Raw genomic sequence first — 20787 nt, forward strand, 5'->3', positions numbered from 1 at the left:
GTCAAACGGAACCACGTTCCATATATATCCGGAACAAGGTTCCGTTTGCAAGAGGCAATTTGATGGACGAAAAAGCGCCGAACGGCAAAACGAAAGATCAAGGCGATGGTCTGGAACCCCGCGACCGCGCGGATCGCCACGTGCGCGCCGACGCACGGCGCAACATCGACGCGTTGCTCCGGGCGGCCATGGCGGTGTTCGCGACCTCCGGCGTGGAGGCTCCGGTGCGAGAGATCGCGGAAAAGGCTGGCGTCGGCGTCGGCACCGTCTACCGCCACTTTCCACAGCGCTCGGACCTGATCGTGGCCGTCTTCCGCAACGAGGTTGACGCCTGTGCGGACGCCGCGCCGATCCTGGCCAGGAAGCATGAGCCGGGTGAAGCGCTGGCCCTGTGGATGCAGCGCTACGTGGATTTCATCACGGCAAAACGCGGCCTCGCGGCAGCCTTGTACTCAGGCAATCCGGCCTTCGAGACTTTGCCTGCCTATTTCAACCAACGGCTCCGGCCCGCGCTCCAAACATTGCTAGAGGCAGCGGCCGCGGCCGGCGAGGTGCGCGCCGATATCGAGCCGGGCGACCTGTTGGGGGCGGCCGCCAGCCTTGCCATGCCGGCACATGGTGGCGGCCCTGCCCAGGCGCGGCGCATGGTTGCCCTGCTCGTCGATGGTTTGCGCTACGGCGCCAGCACGCCGGCGCGCTCCTAGCCCAGAAGCCGATAATTAGCGAAACCGGCGATACAGCCCCCTTCTCCCCGTCACTATACGGGGAGAAGTGCCCGGCAGGGCGATGAGGGGCGGCACGACATATCAGGACTGCCCATCGCCGAGCCAAGCCAAGTACGACAAAGGCTGGTGCTGCACCTCATCTGGCTACCGCCATCTTCTCCCCGTATAGTGGCGGGGAGAAGGACGCTTTCGCCGAAGCTTTCGCCAATCGCCGACGTTGCTCGGAAAGCCGGCGGGCTGACTAGAAACTAAAACGACCAGCTGCGCGCCTTGGCGATGATGAAATCGCGGAAGACATGCAGCTTCGCCTGGTTCTTCATCGCGTCGGGATAGGCGAAATAAGTATCGAAGGACGGCACCTCGGTCTCGGGCAGCAACTGCACCAGCCCCGAATCCTTGCTGACCACGTAATCGGGCAGCATGGCGATACCGGCGCCGCCCTGCACCGCCCGCTTGATCGATAGGATGTCGTTGATCTGCAGCGTCGGCACCCTTTGCCCGCCTTCGAAATCGCCGACCGTCTCCAGCCAGTTCAGTTCCGACAGGTGCGCCGGCACCGGCACGCCGAAGGTGACGATGCGATGGGCCTTCAGCTCGGCGATCGAATTCGGCTTGCCGTGTTTGTTCACATAGGAGGGCGCCGCGTAGAGATGGAAATGCACGGTGAACAGACGGCGCTGAATAAGGTCCGGCTGCTGCGGCTGGCGCAACCGGATGGCGCAGTCGGCCTGGCGCATCGTGAGGTCGAGTTCCTCATTGGCCAGGATGAGCTGCAGGCTGACCTCGGGATAGAGCTCGATGAACTCCTGCACGCGCTCGGTCAGCCAGCCGGCGCCGAGGCCGACCGTGGTCGTCACCCTGAGCACGCCGGAGGGCCGGTCCTTGGTTTCGGTCAGTCGCGACTTGATGGTTTCGAGCTTCATCAGCACGTCGTGCGCCGTGCGGAACAGCATCTCGCCCTGCTCGGTCAGCACCAGGCCGCGAGCGTGGCGGTTGAACAGCGGGACGCCGACATCATGCTCGAGCGCGCTGACCTGCCGGGAGATCGCCGATTGCGACAAATGCAGTGTTTCCGCCGCATGCGTGAACGACCCCGCTTCCGCTGCGGCGTGAAACACGCGTAGCTTGTCCCAATCCAACGCCATGATTTCCCCTCGTCCTGTTTTCTGGCGTCCGCCTGTTATGGCGTCTGAATGAAAAATCAGGCTTTTGCGCGGCTCTTCTCAGCCGCTTGTCGAACAATCACTCCGCCGCTTCGCGGTGAACCTCGATCCCTGCCAGATATTTTTCCGCCTCGAGCGCGGCCATGCAACCGAGCCCGGCAGCCGTCACCGCCTGGCGGTAGATATCGTCGGTCACGTCGCCGGCGGCGAACACGCCCGGCATGTCGGTGCGGGTCGAATCCGGCGCCGTCCACAGATAGCCGTTCGGCTTCTGCTTCAGCTTGCCGGCAAACAGCTCGACCGCCGGCGCGTGGCCGATCGCCACGAACACGCCGTCGACCACCAGATGCATCTCCTGCCCAGTCACCACGTTGCGCAGCTTCAGCCCTTCGACCGAAGGCGGCATCGGCGCCTTGCCGGGCCGGCCGGTGACCTCGTCGACCACCGTGTCCCAGATGACGCGGACATTGTCTTTCCGCAGCAGCCGCTCGCGCAGGATGCGCTCGGCGCGGAAATCGCTGCGCCTGTGGATGACGGTGACGCTCTTGGCCAGGTTGGAGAGATAGAGCGCTTCCTCCACCGCCGAATTGCCGCCGCCGATCACCGCGACATCCTTGCCGCGGTAGAAGAAGCCGTCGCAGGTGGCGCAGGCCGAAACGCCAAACCCCATGAAGGTCTGTTCGCTCGGGATGCCCAGCCATTTCGCCTGAGCGCCGGTGGCGATGATCAGCGCGTCGGCGGTATAGATCGTGCCGGAATCGCCCTTGGCGCGGAACGGCCGCACGTTGAGGTCGACCTCGGTGATGATGTCGTTGACGATGTCGGTGCCGACATGCTCGGCCTGCCTGAGCATTTCGCTCATCAGCCATGGACCCTGGATCGGTTCGGCGAAGCCCGGATAGTTTTCGACGTCGGTGGTGATCATCAGTTGCCCGCCCTGCTGCAGGCCGGCGACCAGCATCGGCTTGAGCATGGCGCGGGCGGCATAGATCGCCGCCGTATAGCCGGCAGGGCCGGAGCCGATGATGAGAACAGGCGCGTGCTTGGTGATCATGAAAAGCCTCTGCGGGGGAGCAGCCATGGATTGTGGCATGAACTCTCGTCGATTGTTGCGCGTAATGTAAGTGTTGCCTGCGACGCCAGCAAGGCAAGTTGCCGTTCGTCCCCGGAAAGCTTCGGCGCCGGCGACGGCGACAAGCAACCCGCAGCAAGATGATGCGAAAATCCTCGATCCAGCGGATGGAATAGACAGCAAAGTCGTTTAACTACAAAGTCGCGAAAGATTCTTTCGCGTCACCACGGAAGCCGCACGGAAGCCACCATGCCGATCAAGGCCGATCTCGATGCCATCGACTGGAAGATCCTGCGCGAGCTTCAGCGGGACGGACGCATGACCAATGTCGAACTGTCGGGCCGCGTCGGCATTTCGGCGCCGCCGTGCCTGCGCCGCGTCCGGCGGTTGGAAGAGGCCGGCATCATCCGCGGCTACCGCGCACTGCTCAACGCACCGGCGCTCGGCCTCGACGTCGTCGCCTTCTGCCTGATCGGCCTGCATCACCAGGCCGACGCCGAGCTCAAGACCTTCGCCGAGCGAACCCGCGGCTGGCCGATCGTTCGCGATGCCTGGATGGTGTCGGGCGAGTCCGATTTCCTGCTGCATTGCGTAGCGAGCGACCTCGGCACCTTCCAGACCTTCGTCATCGAGGAACTGGCCTCGGCCCCAAATGTCGATACGGTGCGAACCGCGCTGACCATCCGGCGGGTCAAAGACGAAGGGCTGGTGGCGTTTTCGGCTTGAGAGACCAGGCAAGGCGCCTGAGAAACAAAAAACCGGAAACAAAAAACCCGCCTCGGGAGCGGGTCGTCGGTGGGAATCATCACCATACCCAAATTAGTAGCATAGCTGCCGGCACAAAGCAAGAACAAAATGTGGCGACCTCGATGAATTTGCCGATCTCCCCCCTTTCGGGGGAGATTGCAGCTTCGCCCACGGCATCAACTCCGAATGCCCGATCACCCCGCGTCGCAGAGGCGCTCTTCGACCATTTCGCACAAATGGTGATAGAGGCACAGATGCCCCTGCTGGATGATCGGCGTCGAGGTCGAGGGTACGTTGAGCAGGATGTCGGAGAGCGGCTTCAGCTTGCCGCCGGTGTCGCCGGTCAGGCTGATCACCGTTATGCCCATCATGCGCGCCTGTTGGGCGGCGGCGAGGATGCTTGGCGAATTGCCGCTGGTCGAGATGGCGAGCAGCACGGCGCCCGCCGAGCCATGCGCCTCGACCTGGCGTGCAAACACCGTGTCGAAGCCGTAATCATTCCCCCAGGCGGTCAGCACTGCCGCGTTGGCCGGCAGCGCGATGACGTTGTAGGCCTTGCGCTCCCTGAGGAAGCGGCCGACCAACTCGCCGGCGATGTGGATGGCGTCGCTGGCCGAGCCGCCATTGCCGGCTATCAGCAGCACCTTGCCCTGCGAAAGCGCGGCGACGACGGCGTTGACCGCCCGCTCCATCTCGCTGGTCAGGTCGCGCTCCACCATCGCCGAAATCGCAGCCGCCGAGCGGACCAGGTAATCGTTCAGTTCGGACATGAAACCCTCAGTTCCCGGCGCGCAATCTGCCGATGGTGCCGGTCGTGCTCTTGCCGGCGACGAGATCGACCAGCACGACGCGCCCGCCGGCCTTCTGCACGACATCGGCGCCAACCACCTGATCGACCGTATAGTCGGCGCCCTTGACCAGTATGTCGGGGCTCAGCGCCTCGATCAGCGAAAGCGGCGTATCCTCCTCGAAGATGACGACGGCGTCGACCGAGGCAAGTGCTGCCAGCACGCAGGCCCGGTCATGCTGGTCGTTGACCGGGCGTCCCGGCCCTTTCAGCCGGCGCACCGAGGCATCGCTGTTGAGGCCGAGCACCAGCCGGTCGCACTGGCTGCGCGCCGCATGCAACAGGCTGACATGGCCGGCATGCAGGATATCGAAACAGCCATTGGTGAAACCGACGCTCAAGCCCTCGTCCTTCCAGGCCCCCACCAGCCGCGCCGCGGCGGCGGCATCGAGGATGGCATCCTTGTGGGCAACCGGGCCGTGCGAGCGAAACAGCGCACCGGTGAGTTCCTCGATCGTCAGCCGCGCCGTGCCGCGCTTGCCGACGACAACGCCGCCGGCTGCGTTGGCGATGGATCCGGCCATGACGCGATCGGCCCCTGCCGCCAGGGCCAGCGCGAAGGTCGCGATCACCGTGTCGCCGGCGCCCGAAACGTCGAACACTTCGCGCGCCTGCGTGGCGATATGGCGGGCGTCGTCCGCACCGACGACGCTCATGCCCTTTTCGCTGCGCGTCGCGACGACGAAATCGAAACCGTGCGCCGAAATCAGCTGGCGCGCCGCCGCCTCGATTTCGTCGTCGGCAAACACTGCGCGCCCGACCGCCTCGCCGAGTTCTTTGCGGTTGGGCGTGATTGCCGTCGCGCCGGCATAACGCGCATAATCGCTGCCCTTCGGATCGACCAGCACCGGCTTGCCCGCTTCCCGGCAAATCGAGATCAGCTCGCCGGCGACGCCGCCGAGCAGCACGCCCTTGCCATAGTCGGACAGGATGACGATGTCGGCGCGCGCCAGCGCTTCGCGAAAATGCCCGACCAATGTCGCGCGCTCGGCATCGCCCAGCGGCTTGATTTCCTCTTCGTCGAAACGCAGCACCTGCTGGTTGAGCGCGCTGAACCGGCTTTTGGACGAGGTCATGCGATCGGCATCCTGCGCCAGCCCGCCGGTGTCGACGCGAAATTCGCCGAGCATGCGCATGACGTTCTTGCCGGCCTCGTCAGCGCCGATCCCCGAGACCGGTATCGCGGCAGCGCCGAGCGAAACGATATTGGCGACGACATTGCCGGCGCCGCCCATGGCCAGCGTTTCGCCGCGCCCGTGCAGCACGGGGATCGGCGCTTCCGGCGAAATGCGCTCGATCACGCCATTGACGAAACGGTCGAGGATGAAATCGCCGACCACCAGCACGGTGGCGTTGCCGAAGCGCGAGATGGCGCGGTGAAGAGGTTCGGGTGAAGGAAGCTTGATCATGTCAACGCGCGGGAGAGCCGATTTCAGTGACAGGGAAACTCGATTGGCAGGGCCGGCCGTTCAAGGCGATGCCGATATACCGCAATTTCAGCCGACGCAACGGTAGGCCTTCGACCGATCGCGGCGGCGAGACAGTGCGTCAGCTTTTCTGCAACGCGACATGCATGCCCAGCCCGACGAGCACCGTACCGCCGGCGCGCCGCATCAGGCGCTGCGCCCGGCTCGACTGCCGCAGCCTGGCGATCACCGCGCCGGCCAGCACCACGCAAACAATGTCGGCCGACGAGAACATCAAATTGACGATCGTTCCAAGCACGACGAACTGCAGCCAGACCGGAAACGCTGCCGAGGCATCGATGAATTGCGGCAGGAACGCCATGAAGAAAATCGCCGTTTTCGGGTTGAGCACCTCAACGGCAACGCTCTCGAAAAAGGCGCGGCGGGCAGATTTCGGCTGAATTCCCGGCAAGACGGCATCGCCTTGCGCCTTGGCGCGAAACAGCGAAACACCGAGCCAGATCAGATACAGCGCACCGACCAGCTTGACTGCCATGTAAAGCACCGGCACGGCATGGAAAAGCACCGACAGGCCAACAGCGGCGGCGAAGACATGAACGTAGCCGCCAAGATGGATGCCGAGCGCCGCCATCAGGCCGGACCAGCGGCCGCGCGCCATGGTTTGCGCGGCGGCATAGAGCATGGCGGGGCCGGGGATATAGGCGAAGATCGCCGTGGTGGCAAAAAAGGCGACAAGCAGTTCGGTTGACGGCATTGCCTTGCTCCTGTCGCCGGTCGGCCGGCAGGCCGACTGAAACGTGACCTTTGCGGCGCCACTATGGCGCTCATCCGGCCGCCCGCCACCTGCTTTGTCGACAGCCCGGCCCGCCTCCCCTATAAGGCCAGAATCCCACAAGGGCTACAACCGGCACAAGGTACCAGAGGCTTTCATGATCATCGTCACGGGCGGCGCCGGCATGATCGGTTCCAACATCGTCGCCGCGCTCAACGCCGACGGTTTCAGCGACATCCTCGTCGTCGACGACCTCACCTACGGCCACAAGATCGCCAACCTCGCCGATCTCGAGATCGCCGACTATCTCGACAAGGACGATTTCCTGGCGCGGATGGAGGCCGGAGACCTCGGCCGCATCGAGGCCGTCTTCCACCAGGGCGCCTGCTCGACCACCACCGAATGGAACGGCAAGTTCATGATGGAGGTCAACTACACCTATTCGAAGCGCCTGCTGCACGCCTGCCTGGCCCTGCGCGTGCCCTTCCTCTATGCCTCGTCCGCTTCGGTCTATGGCGGCGGCGCCGAGTTCCGCGAGGAGCCGCAATACGAACGCCCGCTCAACATCTATGCCTATTCGAAAAAGCTGTTCGACGACTATGTCCGCCGTACCGTATTCGATACGGATCATTCGCCGGTGGCGGGCCTGCGTTATTTCAACGTCTACGGACCGCGCGAGGCGCACAAGGGCGCCATGGCCTCTGTTGCCTTCCATTTGTTCAACCAGGTCGAACGCGGCGAAAACCCCAAGCTGTTCGGCGCCTATGACGGTTTCGGGCCCGGCGAGCAGAGCCGCGATTTCATCCATGTCGGCGATGTCGCCGACGTCAATCTGTGGCTGTGGAGACGCGGTTCGAGCGGCATCTTCAACTGCGGCACAGGCAAGGCCCAGCCCTTCCGCGCCATTGCCGAAACGGTGATCGATACGCTCGGCCAAGGCCAGATCGAGTTCATCGAGTTTCCCGACCACCTCAAGGGCAGCTACCAGAGCTTTACGCAAGCTGATATGTCCCGCTTGCGCGCAGCCGGTTACAATGGCCAGTTCCGCACAGTGGAAACCGGCGTCAGAGACTATGTCGAATGGCTGAAAGCCCAACGATCCTCGTGATCGGCCCACGCTGGGTGGGCGACATGGTGATGGCCCAGTGCCTATTCTCGGCGCTGAGGGAGCTTCATCCGGATGCCGCCATAGACGTGCTGGCGCCGGCCTGGGCAGCGCCGCTGGTCAAGCGCATGCCCGAAATCCGCCAGCAGATCGACGTGCCGCTGAAATCCGGCGCGTTCGAATTCCGCATCCGAAGGCGCTTCGGCCGCCTGCTGCGCGGCCGCTACGACATGGCCTTTGTCCTGCCGGGAAGCTGGAAATCGGCGCTGATCCCGTTCTTTGCCGGTATTCCGCGCCGCGTCGGCCATCTCAAGGAAATGCGCTATGGGCTGCTGACCGACATCGTGCCGTTGCCCGATCGCCTGAAACGGCGCACCGCGCAGGCCTATTTCAGCCTTGCCCGGGGCGGCGCCTTCCGGGCCCCGAAGCTTGCGGTCGATCAAGCCAGCCAGGCGGCACTGCTCGGCCGTTTCGGGCTGACGCCGGGGAAATTCGTGGCACTGATGCCGGGCGCCGAATTCGGCCCGGCCAAGCGCTGGCCGAGCGAACACTATGCCGGGCTTGCCCGCGAGATGATGGCGAAAGGGTTTGGCGTCGCACTGTTCGGATCGAAGAACGACGCCCAGGTGACGGCTGAAATCGCCGCGCTGGCGCCGGGCGCCGTCGATCTCGCCGGCCAGACAAGGCTCGAGGATGCCATCGACCTGATCGCGGCGGCGAGGCTCGCCGTCTCCAACGACAGCGGGCTGATGCATGTCGCCGCCGCCGTCGGCACGCCGGTCGTCGCCGTCTACGGCTCGACCTCGCCTGAGAACACGCCGCCGCTCGCCGAGCGCCGCGAACTGGTCTGGCTCGGCCTGTCCTGTTCGCCCTGCCACAGAAAGACCTGCCCGCTCGGCCATCTCAACTGCCTGAAGACGCTGGAGGTCGAACGGGTCGTGGCTGCGGCGGAGCGGCTGCTGGAAATGCCGGCCGCCGCATGAAGGTGCTGATCGTCAAGACGTCGTCGATGGGCGACGTCATCCACACCTTCCCGGCGGTCGAGGATGCGCGCCGCGCCCGGCCGGATATCTCCTTCGACTGGTGCGTGGAAGAGGCATTTGCCGGAATCGTGGCGCTGCATCCAGCCATCCAAACCATCCACAGCGTGGCGATCCGGCGCTGGCGCAGGAAGCTGCTCCAGCCCGGCACGTGGCGGGAAGTGGTCGGCTTGCGCCGCGCCTTGCGAGATTGCCGCTACGACCTTGTCCTCGATGCACAAGGCTTGCTGAAATCGGCGCTGGTGGCACGGCTGGCGGCAGCACCGATCGCCGGTTTCGACCGGTCGAGCGCCCGCGAGCCTTCGGCGAGCCTGTTTTATGGCCATCGCGACGCCGTGCCGCGCGGCCTGCATGCCATCGAGCGCACGAGACGGCTGTTCGGGCTGGCGCTCGGCTACGAGCCGGATTTTTCCCGGCTTGAATCGGGCATCGTGCCGCCAGCCGGAAGATTTGTCGGCGAAAAGACCGCCTTCCTGCTGCACGGCACCAGCCGCGAGGACAAGAAATGGCCGGTCGCGGACTGGATCGAAACCGCCCGCCTGCTGGTGGGCACGGGAATGACGCCGGTCACCACCTGGTCGAACGACCGGGAAAAGGCGGTTGCCGAGGCGATCGCCGGCGCCGTTGCGCAGACCGTGGTGTTTCCCAGGTCGCCGCTTGCCGAGATCGCCGCTGTCATCGGCGGCTCGGCGCTGGTCATCGGCGCCGACACCGGCCTGACCCATCTCGCCAGCGCTTTCGGTCTGCCGACGGTGGCGGTGTTCCTGGCGACGGAGCCCGGCCTGACGGGGCCACGCGGGCCATTCTCATCGACGCTGCTGGCGAGGCCCGGCCGTAGCGTCACGCCGCCGGAGGTGATGGCGGAAGCCGAGAGATTGCTGGCGCTTAAATTACAAGGCGCTGCATAGGACCTTTTCAGAATTCGCTCTGGCGAGTCGAATAGCGTGGTTTTCGAGAACCGGAGCGGAGCGTACTTAAAGTACGTGAGCACCGGAAGCGCAGAAAACCGCGCTAGTCGGCCGCCAGAGTAGAATTATCAAAAGGTCCTAGATGAACTGCACCTGGACGATCTCGTAGCCCCTGGCGCCGCCCGGCGCATTGACCTCGATGGCATCGCCGACTTCCTTGCCGATCAGGGCACGCGCGATCGGCGAGGAGATCGAGATGCGGCCGGACTTCACGTCTGCTTCCTGGTCGCCGACGATCTGGTAGGTCTTTTTCTCCTCGGTATCCTCGTCGACCAGCACCACGGTGGCGCCGAACTTGACCTTGTCGCCGCTGAGCTTGGTGACGTCGATCACCTCGGCTCGCGCGATCAGGTCCTCGAGTTCGTTGACCCGGCCCTCATTGAGGCTCTGTGCCTCTTTTGCCGCGTGATATTCGGCATTTTCGGAGAGGTCGCCATGCGAGCGCGCTTCGGAAATCGCCTCGATAATACGCGGCCGCTCCTGTTGCTGGCGCCAGCGCAGTTCTTCCTTCAATGACGCGAACCCCTCGCCTGTCATCGGGACCTTGTTCATAATGCCTGACCTTTCCTGCCGCCGCCCCCGCAATCGGGAGCGACCTTGTCGATGGTACAAAAAGAAAACGGTCCGGCAGCCTCGCTAACGGAACCGTCTCACCACAATCTTGCAAGATATAGCAATCTTCGCGGGTTTTTCACGTCCAAAAAGTCGGATTTTGAAAAATCATCCACCGATGGCGCGGCTGACCTAACGTCAAGGAGCGCATCACGTGTACCGTGAGGCCAATTCCGGTTCGGGGCAGCATGTGCAGCATAGCAAAAAACCGGCTGCGATCGCCGCAGCCGGTTATGAGCAGCGTCCCGGAGGTCGGATCAGCTCCTCATGAAGTGATCGATCTGCTCAGAAAGCATGCCGTATTCGCGAGATCCCTTGCCCGTGCGCTTCTCGATTTCGCGGAGCTGTTCCTGGGCGCCGGCAAGATCGCCGATCTGCAGGTGTGCCTCGCCGAGATATTCGCGCACCAGCGTGTAATTGGGGTCGATGCGCAGCGCTTCCTCGTAATAGCCGAGGCCGACGGTGATGCGGCCGGAATGGCGGTGCGAATAGCCGAGATAGTTGAGGATGCGCGGGTCCTGCTTGTTGGCGGCGAGGCTGAGCACGGCGATCGCCTCGTCATAGCGTCCATCCATCGCCAGCGCGCGACCGGCATCATAGATGCTGTCGTCGTCCAGCATACCTTGCTTCGGCGAGACACATTTCTTCTGCTTCTTGTCCCAGGCCTCCCCCTTCTTGCACTGGCTCTGGCCGCCGCCGCCGCCATTGCCGCCGCCGCCGCCACCACCTCCCCCGCCTTCACCAGCCGAAAACGCCGGAGCCGCAATCAGCGGCAGGGCGGCGATGGCCATGGCGTAAATCAGCAATCGTCTGCGCATCGAACTCTCCTTTGAACCTGACAATGCAACACTAACGCCGGGCCGAAGCCGTTTCGTCCCCGGAAAATGCCATCCTATCTCAAAACGGCGATCTCTCCCAGGAAGGCCATCTTATCCCGGGAACAGAGGGCATCGGAAATCATGCTTCACGATTAACGCCGACGCGCGAGAGAACGTGACGAGCGCTGCAAATCCGCTATCATCGGGCCGACCGAGCACGAAGCAGGGAGACGGCCGGTGCAGCAACGCGTTGAACGAGACTGGGAGCTTTCGATCGGTCCCGACACCGTGCGCCTGTTCATCCTCAAGGCGAAGGCGCTCAGCGCCGCCGTCAACGAAGACTATGCCGACGGCGCCGAGCACGAGGTAGAGCTCGACGGCAACGCGCACGACAACCACCATCATGACGGCCTTGCCGAGGAAAGTTCCGAAGATCTCACCGAGGAGGAACTGCGCGAGCTGATCGACGATCTCAATGTCGACGAAGCGGCCGAACTGATTGCGTTGGCCTGGGTCGGCCGCGGCGACTATGACGCTACGGAATGGACGGACGCGCTGGCCGCCGCCCGCGAGCGCGCCAACAAGCGCACGGCAAAATATCTGCTCGGCATGCCGCTGCTGGCGGACTGGCTCGAGGAAGGCCTGGAAGCGATCGGCGCGTGACGGCGCGGTTACCGATTGTGATCGGCCGCCCCCCTCGCCCAAGGCAACTTCCCCGCATTCTGGCCGTTGCGAACTAATGGCGGCGTTTGGCCTTTTCAGATTGGACAGATTGATGCTGGTCGTTGCGGCTACGTCGCTGACGGGATCCGTTTTAGCCAAGGCGCCCGAACTACCGCAAACTGCACCGGTTCCGCAGTTCAACCGGCAAATCACTCCGCCGCTACCAACCGAGATCCCGGTCCCCGAACCGCGCCCGGAGGATGCTCCGGAGCCGCCCCAGGCCACTCAGCCCCAAGGCGGTCAGTCCCAGAACGGCCAGCCCCAGAGCGGCCAGCCCCAAAATGGCGAACCAAAGACCGAGCAGCCGGAGCCGCCGGCGATTGCACCGCAGCGGCCCGAAAAGCCGGCGCGGGCTGAGCCGCCGGCAAGCCCACCGGGCGCGCCACCAAACCCGGCCGAGGCAGACAAAAAGGCGGAGCAAAAAATCCTTCCAGATCCTCGATCGGCCGCCATTGCCGGGAAAGAAATGCCGGGCGAGGAGTTGGCCTGCCGCAGGCGGCTGAAGTCGATGGGCGTCGATTTCGAGGAGCGCAAGCCCGAGCATGATACGGCGGTCGGTTGCTCGATCCCCTACCCGATCGTGCTGAAGACACTCGGCAAATCCATCGCCATCGGCCCGGAGCCCGAGCTCAATTGCCAGATGGCGGAAGCGGCCGTCCGCTTTGCTGCTTCGGTCATCCAGCCTGCCGCAAAGGCCGAGTTCGGCACGGATATCAAATCGATCGGCCAGGCCTCCGCCTTCGTCTGCCGGCCGCGCCACGCCGGCGGCAAACTGTCGGAGCACGCCTTCGGCAACGCGCTCGACATCGCCAGCTTCACGCTCTCCGACGGCAAAGAGATCGATGTCGGTCCAACGCCGCCGGAGAAGGACGCGAAATTCCTGGATGCAGTGCGCAAGGCGGCCTGCGGGCCGTTCAAGACCGTGCTTGGCCCCGGCAGCGATGCCGATCATTCGCTGCATCTCCACTTCGACCTCGAACCGCGCCGCAATGGCGGCACGTTTTGCCAATGACCTCGGCCGCCGATAATGGGCGCCGCAATTTAGCCGCAGGCGTGAACGCAGCCGCTGATTTTTCCTTTACTCTTCAGGTTTAGAGTCTGTGCCATCCAGGGACAGGGAACCCTTCCGATGGCCGGGCTATTTCGCGCTGCGTTTGCCGCTGCGCGGCACACAGAATGCGCGCACATGGCCGGCAGGCTTGCCGCCATGCTTGCCATTGCGGCGGTCTCGGCCTGCAACACCGGCAGCGTGCTGTCGCTGCAGCCGGCCGTCGACGTCGGCAGCCAGACCGCTGCCGTCCCGCCCAATTCCGACCCACAATATTCCGGCCCGCAAGATTCCGGCCCGGAATATTCCGGCATGCAGCGTCTCGTCCCGTCCAATCTCTATATGACGGCCGCCTATCCGCGCCTGGATAACCCGATGTCGCCGGCCGAACAGATGCCGGCCGCAGAGATCGATTGCCGCAAGGAACTGAAACGCCTCGGCGTCGTCTACACCGACGTTGCGCCGATCCATGAAGGCCAGTGCGGCATCGACTATCCGGTCAAGGTCTCGGCCATCGGCAGCGTCGAGATGAAGCCGGCCGCGACGCTGACCTGCGACATGGCCGCCACCTTTGCCGGCTGGACCAGGAACGAACTCGTCCCGTCGGCCCGCTGGCGCTATTTTTCAGGCGTCAAGACCATTCACCAGGGCTCGAGCTATTCCTGCCGCAGGATCGCCGGCGAAGGTGTTTTGTCGGAACACGGCAAGGGCAATGCGCTTGACGTGATGAGCATCGAGCTCAACAATGGCGACGACATCGACGTCCGCAAGCCCGGCCTGTTCGCCTTCCGCACACGCGGCTTCCTCAACAATGTGCGCGCCGACGGCTGCCAGTATTTCACCACCGTGCTCGGCCCCGGCTACAATTACGACCACCGCAACCATTTCCATTTCGACATCAAGTACCGCAAGAACGGCTATCGCGCCTGCCGGTGATTGCGGCCCCTGCCCAAGACCTGCTGCGCCGATTAAGATGGTGCGCAGACGCTTGGGTGGTGCCTCTTGAGCCAACGAAGCCTTCGACGACGTGCAACGACCTGGTTGGTGGCATGCTGTGCCGCTTATCTCTCGCTCGCCTATTTCGCCGCGCCTGAGTTCTGGACGTTGCGGGACCGCAATTTTCGCAGCCGCCAATTCGAGATGGTGACGCATACGCCGCAAGGCATTCCGGGCGATCCGATCAATGTCGGCCTTGTCGGCACCAAGAAGGAGCTTGTCCATTCTTTTGCCGTCGCCGGCTGGGATACGGCAGACGCGGTCACGCTGAAGACCGCCATCGAGATCGGCGAAAGCGTGCTGTTTAACCGCCCCTATCCCGACGCGCCGGTCAGTCGGCTGCTGTTCGAAGGACGCGCCCAGGACCTCGCCTTCGAAAAGCCGGTCGGCGACAGCGCCGACCGGCGCCACCACGTCCGCTTCTGGCAGACCGATGCGACCGGAGACGACGGCCGGCCGCTTTGGCTTGGCTCGGCAAGCTTCGACCGCGGCGTCGGCCTCAGCCATGACACCGGCGCGATCACCCACCACATCGGCCCCGACATCGACGCCGAGCGCCATGCGCTGATGCGCGACCTCTCCGCAGCCGGCACGCTGATCTCGACCAGCGAGATACCAGGCGTCGGCGCCACAAAGACCGGGCGCAACGGCGAAGGCGATCCCTATTTCACCGACGGCAAGGCCATCATCGGCGTCCTGCTGCAACTGCCGTAGGCGCGCAATCGGCCTTCCCGTCTGACAGCCATTTTCGTCCCGACGAGGTCAGGGCACGGTGATCACGATCTTGCCATACGGTCCCGTCTCCAGACGCTCAAATGCCTGCGGCACGTCGTCGAAGCCAAACACCTTGTCGATCACCGGCTTGATCGCCAGCGTCTCGATCGCCTGGTTCATTCGCTCGAAAGCGCGGCGGTGGCCGATCGATATGCCTTGTACGACGATCCGGTTGCGCAGGAACGGAATGATCGGAAAACTGAACTCCATGCTGCCGAGAAGGCCGATGAGCGACAGCCTGCCGTCGGCGCCCAGCGCATTGAGCGAGCGCCGCGCATTGTCGCCGCCGACCATTTCCAGCACATGCCTGACGCCGGCCCCGTTTGTCAGTTCGCGCGCCGCCTCGTCCCATGCCGGCTGGCTGCGATAATTGATCCCCTTCCAGGCGCCGAGCGCCTTCGCCCGCTCCAGCTTCTCGTCGCTGCTCGAGGTGACAATGGCGCGCAGGCCGAAGGCGGCGGCAAATTGCAGCGCAAACAGCGACACGCCGCCGGTGCCCTGGATGAGTACGGTTTCGCCCGGGATCGGCTTGGCCGCCTCGACCAGCGCGAACCACGCCGTCAGCGCCGCGATCGGCAGCGTCGATGCCTCGACGTCGCTGAGCGACGGCGGCGCCGCCACGGCGGCATCCTCATGAAAAAGCACATGCTCGGACAACGTCCCGGGCAGTGACGAACCCAGCGTATGCTTGTGCAGCACGGGCGGCGCGTCGCCGTCCGGCCAGTCGGCGATCACCTGGCCGAGCACGCGCTGCCCGATGCCGAAGCGGCTGACTTTGCCGCCGATGGCCACCACCTCGCCCACCGCGTCCGATGTCGGCACGAACGGAAAGCTGAGGTCCGGTATCAGCACGCCATCGACGATCATCCTGTCCTTGTAATTCAGCGATATCGCTGTGACGCGTACCAGCAGATCATGCGGCCCGGGTTGGGGCAGCTTTCCCTCAGCCGGCTTCAGCCTGGACAGGCCGAAACCGTTCATCTGCCAGGATCTGTTTTCGGTGCTCATTTGGTTCGCGCTCCGTGGTTGATGGTTGCGCGAGACATTTACGCCGTTTCACTATGGAGAAAAGTGCTTCCATGTGGCATGTTCTGCAACAGATTAAGGAGCAAAACTCTATAATAGGAGCGCTTCATTGGAATCGGCCAATTTGCAAGGCATCGTCGCATTCGTTCATACGGTGGAGGCCGGCAGCTTCACTGGCGCCGGCGCACGGCTGCATGTCACGAAATCGGCGGTCGGCAAGTCGATCGCACAGCTGGAACAGCGGTTGGGCGTTCGCCTGCTCAACCGCACCACCCGCAGCCTCAGCCCGACCAGCGAGGGCCTGAGCTATTACGAAGCCTGCGTCAGGGCATTGGCCGAGATCGAAGCCGCCCAGTCGCTGTTGGCATCGCGCAAGCAGGTGCCTTCCGGCCGGCTGCGCGTCGACCTGCCTTTGGCTTTCGGCCGCCGGTGCGTCGCCCCGCTGCTGTTCGGCATTTCCAAAAAATTCCCGGATCTGACGATGGAAATCTCGTTCAACGACCGGCGCGTCGACCTGATCGAGGAAGGCATCGACCTGGCGGTGCGCATGGGCGACCTGGACGACAGCTTGTCGCTCGCCGCGCGCCGCATCTATGCCCAGCGTTCGGCCATCGTCGCCGCCCCCGCCTATCTCGACGCCCATGGCAGGCCGCACTCGATCGAGGACCTGGCCAGGCACAGCCTCATCGGCTATGGCCGCGACGGCACGGTCCATCCGTGGACCGTCAGGCATGTCAACGGCCGCCTCGAAAAATTCGCACCCAAGGCGCGGCTGGTGCTCGGCCACGGCGAACCGATGCTCGATGCGGTACTGGCCGGCTGCGGCATCGTCTATCTGCCGACATGGCTGACGGCCGACAGCATCAGGCGCGGCAAGCTCGAAATGGTTCTGTCGGACTGTCTTGTCGAAAACACGGTGGTGCATGCCATCTGGCCGGTAACACGCAACCTCGCGCCAAAGGTGCGCGTCGTCGTCGACGCCCTGATCGAGCATTTTTCCGCGCCGCCCTGGGATGCCGCATGAGGTGCCGCCTGATTGCCCGGCTCGCTAAATTTAAAAAGCGCGACCGTTCTATTTTCGAAAACCGCGCGGCAATGCTATGGACCCGGCATGCTTTATGCTGAAATTGCCATCGTGGTCGTCCTCATCTGCGTGAACGGCCTTCTGTCGATGTCCGAGCTCGCCATCGTCTCGTCGCGCCCGGCGCGCCTCAAGACGATGATCGACCGCAACATCAAGGGCGCCGGCCGGGCTCTGGCGCTAGGCGCCAATCCGGGAAAATTCCTGTCGTCGGTGCAGATCGGCATCACTTTGGTCGGCGTCCTGTCCGGCGCCTTTTCCGGCGCCACGCTCGGCGAGCGGCTGGCCACCTTCCTGGCGTCGGCCGGCGTCCGCGAAAGCCTCGCCGACCCGCTCGGCGTCGGCATCGTCGTCGCCATCATAACATATGGCTCGCTGATCATCGGCGAACTGGTGCCCAAGCAGATCGCCTTGCGCGATCCCGAACGGGTCGCCGTCAGGGTCGCTCCGGCAATGACCATCCTCGCCAGCGTCTCGGCGCCGCTGGTCTTCCTGCTCGACTTTTCCGGCCGCGCCCTCCTGTGGCTGCTTGGCCAGCACGGCCAGAGCGAGGACAAGGTCACCGACGAGGAGATCAAGATGCTGGTCGCCGAAGCCGAGCACCACGGCACCATCGAATCCGACGAACGCCGCATGATCGCCGGCGTCATGCGGCTCGGCGACCGTGCCGTGCGCGCGGTGATGACGCCGCGCACCGAGGTCGACTGGATCAATCTGCAAGCCGACGAGGCCGCCATCAGGAAGCTGCTGATGGACACCCAGCATTCGCGCCTGCCGGCCGGCGACGGCGGCGTCGACGCCATGATCGGCGTCGTCCAGACCCGCGACGTGCTGGCCGCAATGCTCGGCGGCCGCGCCCTCGACCCGCGCCGGCACGTACGCGCCGCGCCAATCGTGCATGACCAGGCCGACGCGCTGGACGTGCTTGCGACGCTGAAGGAATCCGACGTGCCGATGGCGCTGGTGCATGACGAATACGGCCATTTCGAAGGCATCGTCACCCCGGCCGACATTCTGGAAGCGATCACCGGCGTCTTCCGCTCGGACCTCGATGCCGGCGACGAGGAAAACGCCGTCAAGCGCGAGGACGGCTCATGGCTGCTCGCCGGCTACATGCAGGCCGACGAGATGGCGGAGGTCCTCGGCATCGACCTGCCCGAGAACCGCGACTACGAAACCGTCGCCGGCTATGTGCTGTCGCATTTGCACCATCTGCCGGCGACCGGCGAATGTGTAGACGCGCAAGGCTGGCGCTTCGAGGTGGTCGATCTCGACGGCCGCCGCATCGACAAGCTCATCGCCACCCGCCTGCCCGGCCGCCACCGCGAGGTCGTGCGGTAAGAAGCGGCGCGACTTGTGGGCTATATGCTCGCGGCGACACCGCTCGCACAGTCAAAGTTGATTGGGAATACCGCCTATGGTCGATCACCTTTTCGCCGACCCATATCTCGCTGCCGTCTACGATGCCTGGCACCCGAGATCTGCGCGCGACGACTATGATTTCTACCTGCCCCGCATTCTAACAGCAGACGCGGTGCTTGATGTCGGATGTGGAACGGGCACCCTCCTTCACGAGGCACGCCTGGCCGGACATTCAGGGCGGCTCTGCGGCATCGACCCAGCACCCGGCGTGTTGAATCGCGCACGAACGCGCACGGATATCGAATGGGTCCTCGGCGATCTCCAATCGGCGGGCTGGACAGCCGAGTTTGATCTCATTGTGATGACGGGGCACGCATTCCAGGCCCTTGTCAGCGACGAAGACCTGGGGGATTTCATGGCGGCTGCGCAACAGGCCCTTGTGCCAGGCGGATGCTTTGCGTTCGAAACGCGGAACCCTTCGGTGCGGGCGTGGGAACGCTGGACACCCGAAAATGCGGTCGTCGTTGAGCTACCTGACGGGTCTCTGGTGCAGATCACAACAGAGGTGATCATGCCGTTCGACGGACAGACGGTGACATTCACCCACAGGTTCGGCGGAAAGCATCCGAGCCTTCCGCAAGTTAGTCGCAGCACCTTGCGATTCCTCGACATGGACGCCTTATCGAGCCTGCTGGGGAACGCGGGGCTACGGATCGAACAGCAATTCGGCGGCTTTGACGGCAGCCCACTTGGCCCTTCGAGCCCGGAGATCATCACGTTCGCGACGAGATGAAAAGGAGCATCCGCTCTCCAACCTGCAAGGAACGACAACTCGCGGACCCATTGCGGACGTGGAGCCGTATTTCGCGGCGACTGCCGCCGACCGTAGGTCAGAGCCAAGCTTGGCAATCGCAGGATTTAGCGATCAATCGATTGCCTCGATGCCTTGCGCCTTCAGCCGTTCGAGATGGTCCTTCATCTCCTTCAGCCGCTCGGGGGAGTGGCCCTGCCACTCGGTGACCTCGCCCGTGATCCTGAGCGGCTCGCGGCAGCGATAGGACTGCGTCGGATTGCCGGGAAATTTCTTGTCCGTAAGATTGGGGTCGTCCATGATCGGGCCGGTTGGCTCCACGATATAGATCCTTTCCCCGTCCGTCACCAGCGGCCAGCTCTGCACCCCAGATTGCCGCATCCAGAGTGCCGGTCAGATAGACCCAGGCTGCCTGCTTTCTCGCGCCGTAATTGGAGCTGTAGCCGGCTTCGATCAGGTCTCCCGGTTTAAGGTCGGCCCGGGTGCCGTGGTAGAATTGGCGCGGGTTGTCGGGGGCTGTCATCGGCTCGCTACTCATCCTCGCTGTCTCAGGCATCATGGTGTCGTGGTGCGCACTATTTCATGCACGTCATCGAATCAAGCGTCTGGCTGTGCGGTTATCGGACGTCCGCTCTCAGCACTCCTGACACCCGTTCCAGTCGCCCCGCCCGATGCACGCTAGCGGTCGGCTGCCGGCGCGGTTATTATCGGCGCCCAGTACCGTCGCTATGGTGGAAAAATGGATCTGCAAGCCTTCAGGGATTCGATTGCAAAACCACAGCCGCCAGCCGGCTTGAGCCCTGCCCTGCAGGCGCTGTGGTGGGATGCAAAGGGCGATTGGGCTAAGGCGCACGAGTGCGCGCAGCAGCGCGACGATACGGTGGGCATGCACGTTCATGCCTATCTCCATCGCAAGGAAGGCGACCAGTCGAATGCGGAATATTGGTATCGCCGCAGCAACGCCGCGCCGTCGACCTTAACGCTTGACGAGGAATGGCAAGAGTTGGCGCGTGCATTTTTGCAGCAGAGCTGACGCTTGCTCAGTCACCGTAAAATAGCCGGTCCTGCATCCACTCGCCGGGGTTTCGGCTGGCGCCCTGTGGCTCGTCCCTGCTGTTCCATTCCGCATTGCGCGCCCGCGCCTCGTCCGCGATCAGCTTGAATTCCCGCATCTTCGCAGCCTCGATGGCGAATGCGCTGCTTGGCAGGACGCCAGGGTCCTCCTGACTGTTCGGAAACTGAAAACGGGCCTCCAGTTCGGCCCATATTCGCTCGGGCGCCGTATCCTTGCTGGCAAGCAGCGCGACGACCAGCGCCAAAGTCTCGCGCTGGGCGTTCAGCCGCCCTTCGATCTCTTCATTCGGCAATTCGGACATGCGGTCGCTTCCAGTTTCTGGCTCAACGGCAAAATCGCACCCTTGTTCCGGAATTCGGGGCTGGCACGGTCCTGCTGAGCAGCAGATGCTCGCAATCGCAATCGAGATGATCTCTTCTCCTCGATCCTGTTGACTCGGGCGGATGGCACTTCTCGCGCCGCTTGCGTCCAGCCTCTTCGAACGCGGCATGCGGACAAAGCCTGAGAGCCTGAAGCGAATTGTCGAGACCGCAGCAGGGTGATGCTTTGTTGCAGACTCGGGGGTGACGCGGGGCCGATACGGCGGCCGGCAATC

Annotated in this window: 22 protein-coding genes and 1 pseudogene; 13 read left to right on the forward strand and 10 right to left on the reverse strand. The window is 63.8% G+C overall.

The window, feature by feature from the left end; all coding sequences use genetic code 11:
- The first annotated feature begins 62 nt into the window (after positions 1-62).
- Positions 63-704: a TetR/AcrR family transcriptional regulator gene (locus NKH70_RS17275; protein ID WP_352912486.1), complete on the forward strand. Its 642-nt coding sequence runs from the start codon at positions 63-65 to the stop codon at positions 702-704.
- Positions 705-973: 269 nt separating this feature from the next.
- Here the strand turns inward: NKH70_RS17275 and NKH70_RS17280 are convergent, their stop codons facing one another.
- Both NKH70_RS17280 and trxB read right to left on the reverse strand, forming a co-directional pair.
- Positions 974-1870: a LysR family transcriptional regulator gene (locus NKH70_RS17280; RefSeq protein WP_352713003.1), complete on the reverse strand. Its 897-nt coding sequence runs from the start codon at positions 1868-1870 to the stop codon at positions 974-976.
- A 97-nt stretch (positions 1871-1967) separates the two neighbouring features.
- On the reverse strand, positions 1968-2942 hold the full coding sequence (trxB, locus tag NKH70_RS17285) for a thioredoxin-disulfide reductase (protein WP_352713006.1): 975 nt from the start codon (positions 2940-2942) through the stop codon (positions 1968-1970).
- A gap of 267 nt (positions 2943-3209) precedes the next feature.
- Between trxB and NKH70_RS17290 the strand changes: the two genes are divergently transcribed.
- A complete protein-coding gene (locus NKH70_RS17290; protein ID WP_353025744.1) occupies positions 3210-3686 on the forward strand; it encodes an Lrp/AsnC family transcriptional regulator in 477 nt (158 codons plus the stop codon).
- A 215-nt stretch (positions 3687-3901) separates the two neighbouring features.
- Here the strand turns inward: NKH70_RS17290 and NKH70_RS17295 are convergent, their stop codons facing one another.
- From NKH70_RS17295 to NKH70_RS17305, 3 genes are all read right to left on the reverse strand, one after another.
- The gene (locus NKH70_RS17295) at positions 3902-4477 is read right to left on the reverse strand and encodes a D-sedoheptulose-7-phosphate isomerase (RefSeq protein ID WP_352713011.1); all 576 of its coding nucleotides are present in this window, start codon (positions 4475-4477) and stop codon (positions 3902-3904) included.
- A gap of 7 nt (positions 4478-4484) precedes the next feature.
- Positions 4485-5963, reverse strand: coding sequence for a D-glycero-beta-D-manno-heptose-7-phosphate kinase (gene rfaE1 / locus NKH70_RS17300; protein WP_352713013.1), 1479 nt, complete (start codon positions 5961-5963; stop codon positions 4485-4487).
- Positions 5964-6102: 139 nt separating this feature from the next.
- A complete protein-coding gene (locus NKH70_RS17305) occupies positions 6103-6735 on the reverse strand; it encodes a LysE family translocator (RefSeq protein ID WP_352713016.1) in 633 nt (210 codons plus the stop codon).
- 175 nt (positions 6736-6910) lie between these two features.
- On the opposite strand from NKH70_RS17305, the gene rfaD reads away from it, so the two are divergent.
- The 3 genes from rfaD to waaC are packed head-to-tail and all read left to right on the forward strand — an operon-like array spanning position 6911 to position 9806.
- The gene (gene rfaD, locus NKH70_RS17310; protein ID WP_353025745.1) at positions 6911-7861 is read left to right on the forward strand and encodes an ADP-glyceromanno-heptose 6-epimerase; all 951 of its coding nucleotides are present in this window, start codon (positions 6911-6913) and stop codon (positions 7859-7861) included.
- Positions 7834-8841: a lipopolysaccharide heptosyltransferase II gene (waaF, locus tag NKH70_RS17315; protein WP_352713021.1), complete on the forward strand. Its 1008-nt coding sequence runs from the start codon at positions 7834-7836 to the stop codon at positions 8839-8841. The genes rfaD and waaF overlap by 28 nt, the downstream gene beginning before the upstream one ends.
- Positions 8838-9806, forward strand: coding sequence for a lipopolysaccharide heptosyltransferase I (waaC, locus tag NKH70_RS17320; RefSeq protein ID WP_352912487.1), 969 nt, complete (start codon positions 8838-8840; stop codon positions 9804-9806). The genes waaF and waaC overlap by 4 nt, the downstream gene beginning before the upstream one ends.
- A gap of 138 nt (positions 9807-9944) precedes the next feature.
- On the opposite strand, the gene greA is transcribed toward waaC, so the two are convergent.
- Both greA and NKH70_RS17330 read right to left on the reverse strand, forming a co-directional pair.
- Complete coding sequence (greA, locus tag NKH70_RS17325; RefSeq protein ID WP_023719113.1) at positions 9945-10418, reverse strand: transcription elongation factor GreA; 474 nt, start codon at positions 10416-10418, stop codon at positions 9945-9947.
- Between the two features lie 317 nt (positions 10419-10735).
- Positions 10736-11296: a tetratricopeptide repeat protein gene (locus NKH70_RS17330; protein ID WP_352912488.1), complete on the reverse strand. Its 561-nt coding sequence runs from the start codon at positions 11294-11296 to the stop codon at positions 10736-10738.
- A 237-nt stretch (positions 11297-11533) separates the two neighbouring features.
- Here NKH70_RS17330 and NKH70_RS17335 point away from each other — a divergent pair, with 237 nt between their 5' ends.
- The 4 genes from NKH70_RS17335 (at position 11534) to NKH70_RS17350 (ending at position 14777) form a co-directional block, all read left to right on the forward strand.
- A complete protein-coding gene (locus NKH70_RS17335; protein ID WP_292658164.1) occupies positions 11534-11959 on the forward strand; it encodes a DUF3775 domain-containing protein in 426 nt (141 codons plus the stop codon).
- 112 nt (positions 11960-12071) lie between these two features.
- Positions 12072-13031 carry an extensin-like domain-containing protein gene (locus NKH70_RS17340; protein WP_352912489.1) on the forward strand — a complete coding sequence of 320 codons (960 nt, stop codon included), beginning with the start codon at positions 12072-12074 and terminating at the stop codon, positions 13029-13031.
- Positions 13032-13148: 117 nt separating this feature from the next.
- Positions 13149-14003, forward strand: coding sequence for an extensin-like domain-containing protein (locus NKH70_RS17345; RefSeq protein WP_353025747.1), 855 nt, complete (start codon positions 13149-13151; stop codon positions 14001-14003).
- Positions 14004-14069: 66 nt separating this feature from the next.
- On the forward strand, positions 14070-14777 hold the full coding sequence (locus NKH70_RS17350) for an LssY C-terminal domain-containing protein (protein ID WP_353025748.1): 708 nt from the start codon (positions 14070-14072) through the stop codon (positions 14775-14777).
- Positions 14778-14825: 48 nt separating this feature from the next.
- Here the strand turns inward: NKH70_RS17350 and NKH70_RS17355 are convergent, their stop codons facing one another.
- Positions 14826-15845, reverse strand: a complete 1020-nt coding sequence (locus NKH70_RS17355) for a zinc-dependent alcohol dehydrogenase family protein (RefSeq protein WP_353025750.1) — start codon at positions 15843-15845, stop codon at positions 14826-14828.
- Between the two features lie 127 nt (positions 15846-15972).
- Here NKH70_RS17355 and NKH70_RS17360 point away from each other — a divergent pair, with 127 nt between their 5' ends.
- From NKH70_RS17360 to NKH70_RS17370, 3 genes are all read left to right on the forward strand, one after another.
- Positions 15973-16887, forward strand: a complete 915-nt coding sequence (locus NKH70_RS17360) for a LysR family transcriptional regulator (RefSeq protein ID WP_352912494.1) — start codon at positions 15973-15975, stop codon at positions 16885-16887.
- A gap of 87 nt (positions 16888-16974) precedes the next feature.
- Positions 16975-18285 (forward strand): hemolysin family protein, encoded by a 1311-nt coding sequence (locus NKH70_RS17365; protein WP_352912495.1) that lies wholly within the window; start codon positions 16975-16977, stop codon positions 18283-18285.
- Between the two features lie 76 nt (positions 18286-18361).
- Entirely contained in the window at positions 18362-19099 is a 738-nt protein-coding gene (locus NKH70_RS17370) for a class I SAM-dependent DNA methyltransferase (RefSeq protein WP_352468471.1), read from the forward strand.
- A gap of 132 nt (positions 19100-19231) precedes the next feature.
- Here the strand turns inward: NKH70_RS17370 and arr are convergent.
- A pseudogene (gene arr / locus NKH70_RS17375) lies at positions 19232-19640 on the reverse strand (NAD(+)--rifampin ADP-ribosyltransferase).
- 216 nt (positions 19641-19856) lie between these two features.
- Between arr and NKH70_RS17380 the strand changes: the two are divergent.
- Entirely contained in the window at positions 19857-20150 is a 294-nt protein-coding gene (locus NKH70_RS17380; protein WP_352912497.1) for a hypothetical protein, read from the forward strand.
- Positions 20151-20157: 7 nt separating this feature from the next.
- Here NKH70_RS17380 and NKH70_RS17385 read toward each other — a convergent pair whose 3' ends face one another.
- Positions 20158-20682, reverse strand: a complete 525-nt coding sequence (locus NKH70_RS17385) for a hypothetical protein (RefSeq protein WP_353025752.1) — start codon at positions 20680-20682, stop codon at positions 20158-20160.
- Positions 20683-20787 lie beyond the last annotated feature (105 nt).

It is taken from the genome of Mesorhizobium sp. M0991, assembly GCF_040318915.1.
Classification (GTDB): domain Bacteria; phylum Pseudomonadota; class Alphaproteobacteria; order Rhizobiales; family Rhizobiaceae; genus Mesorhizobium.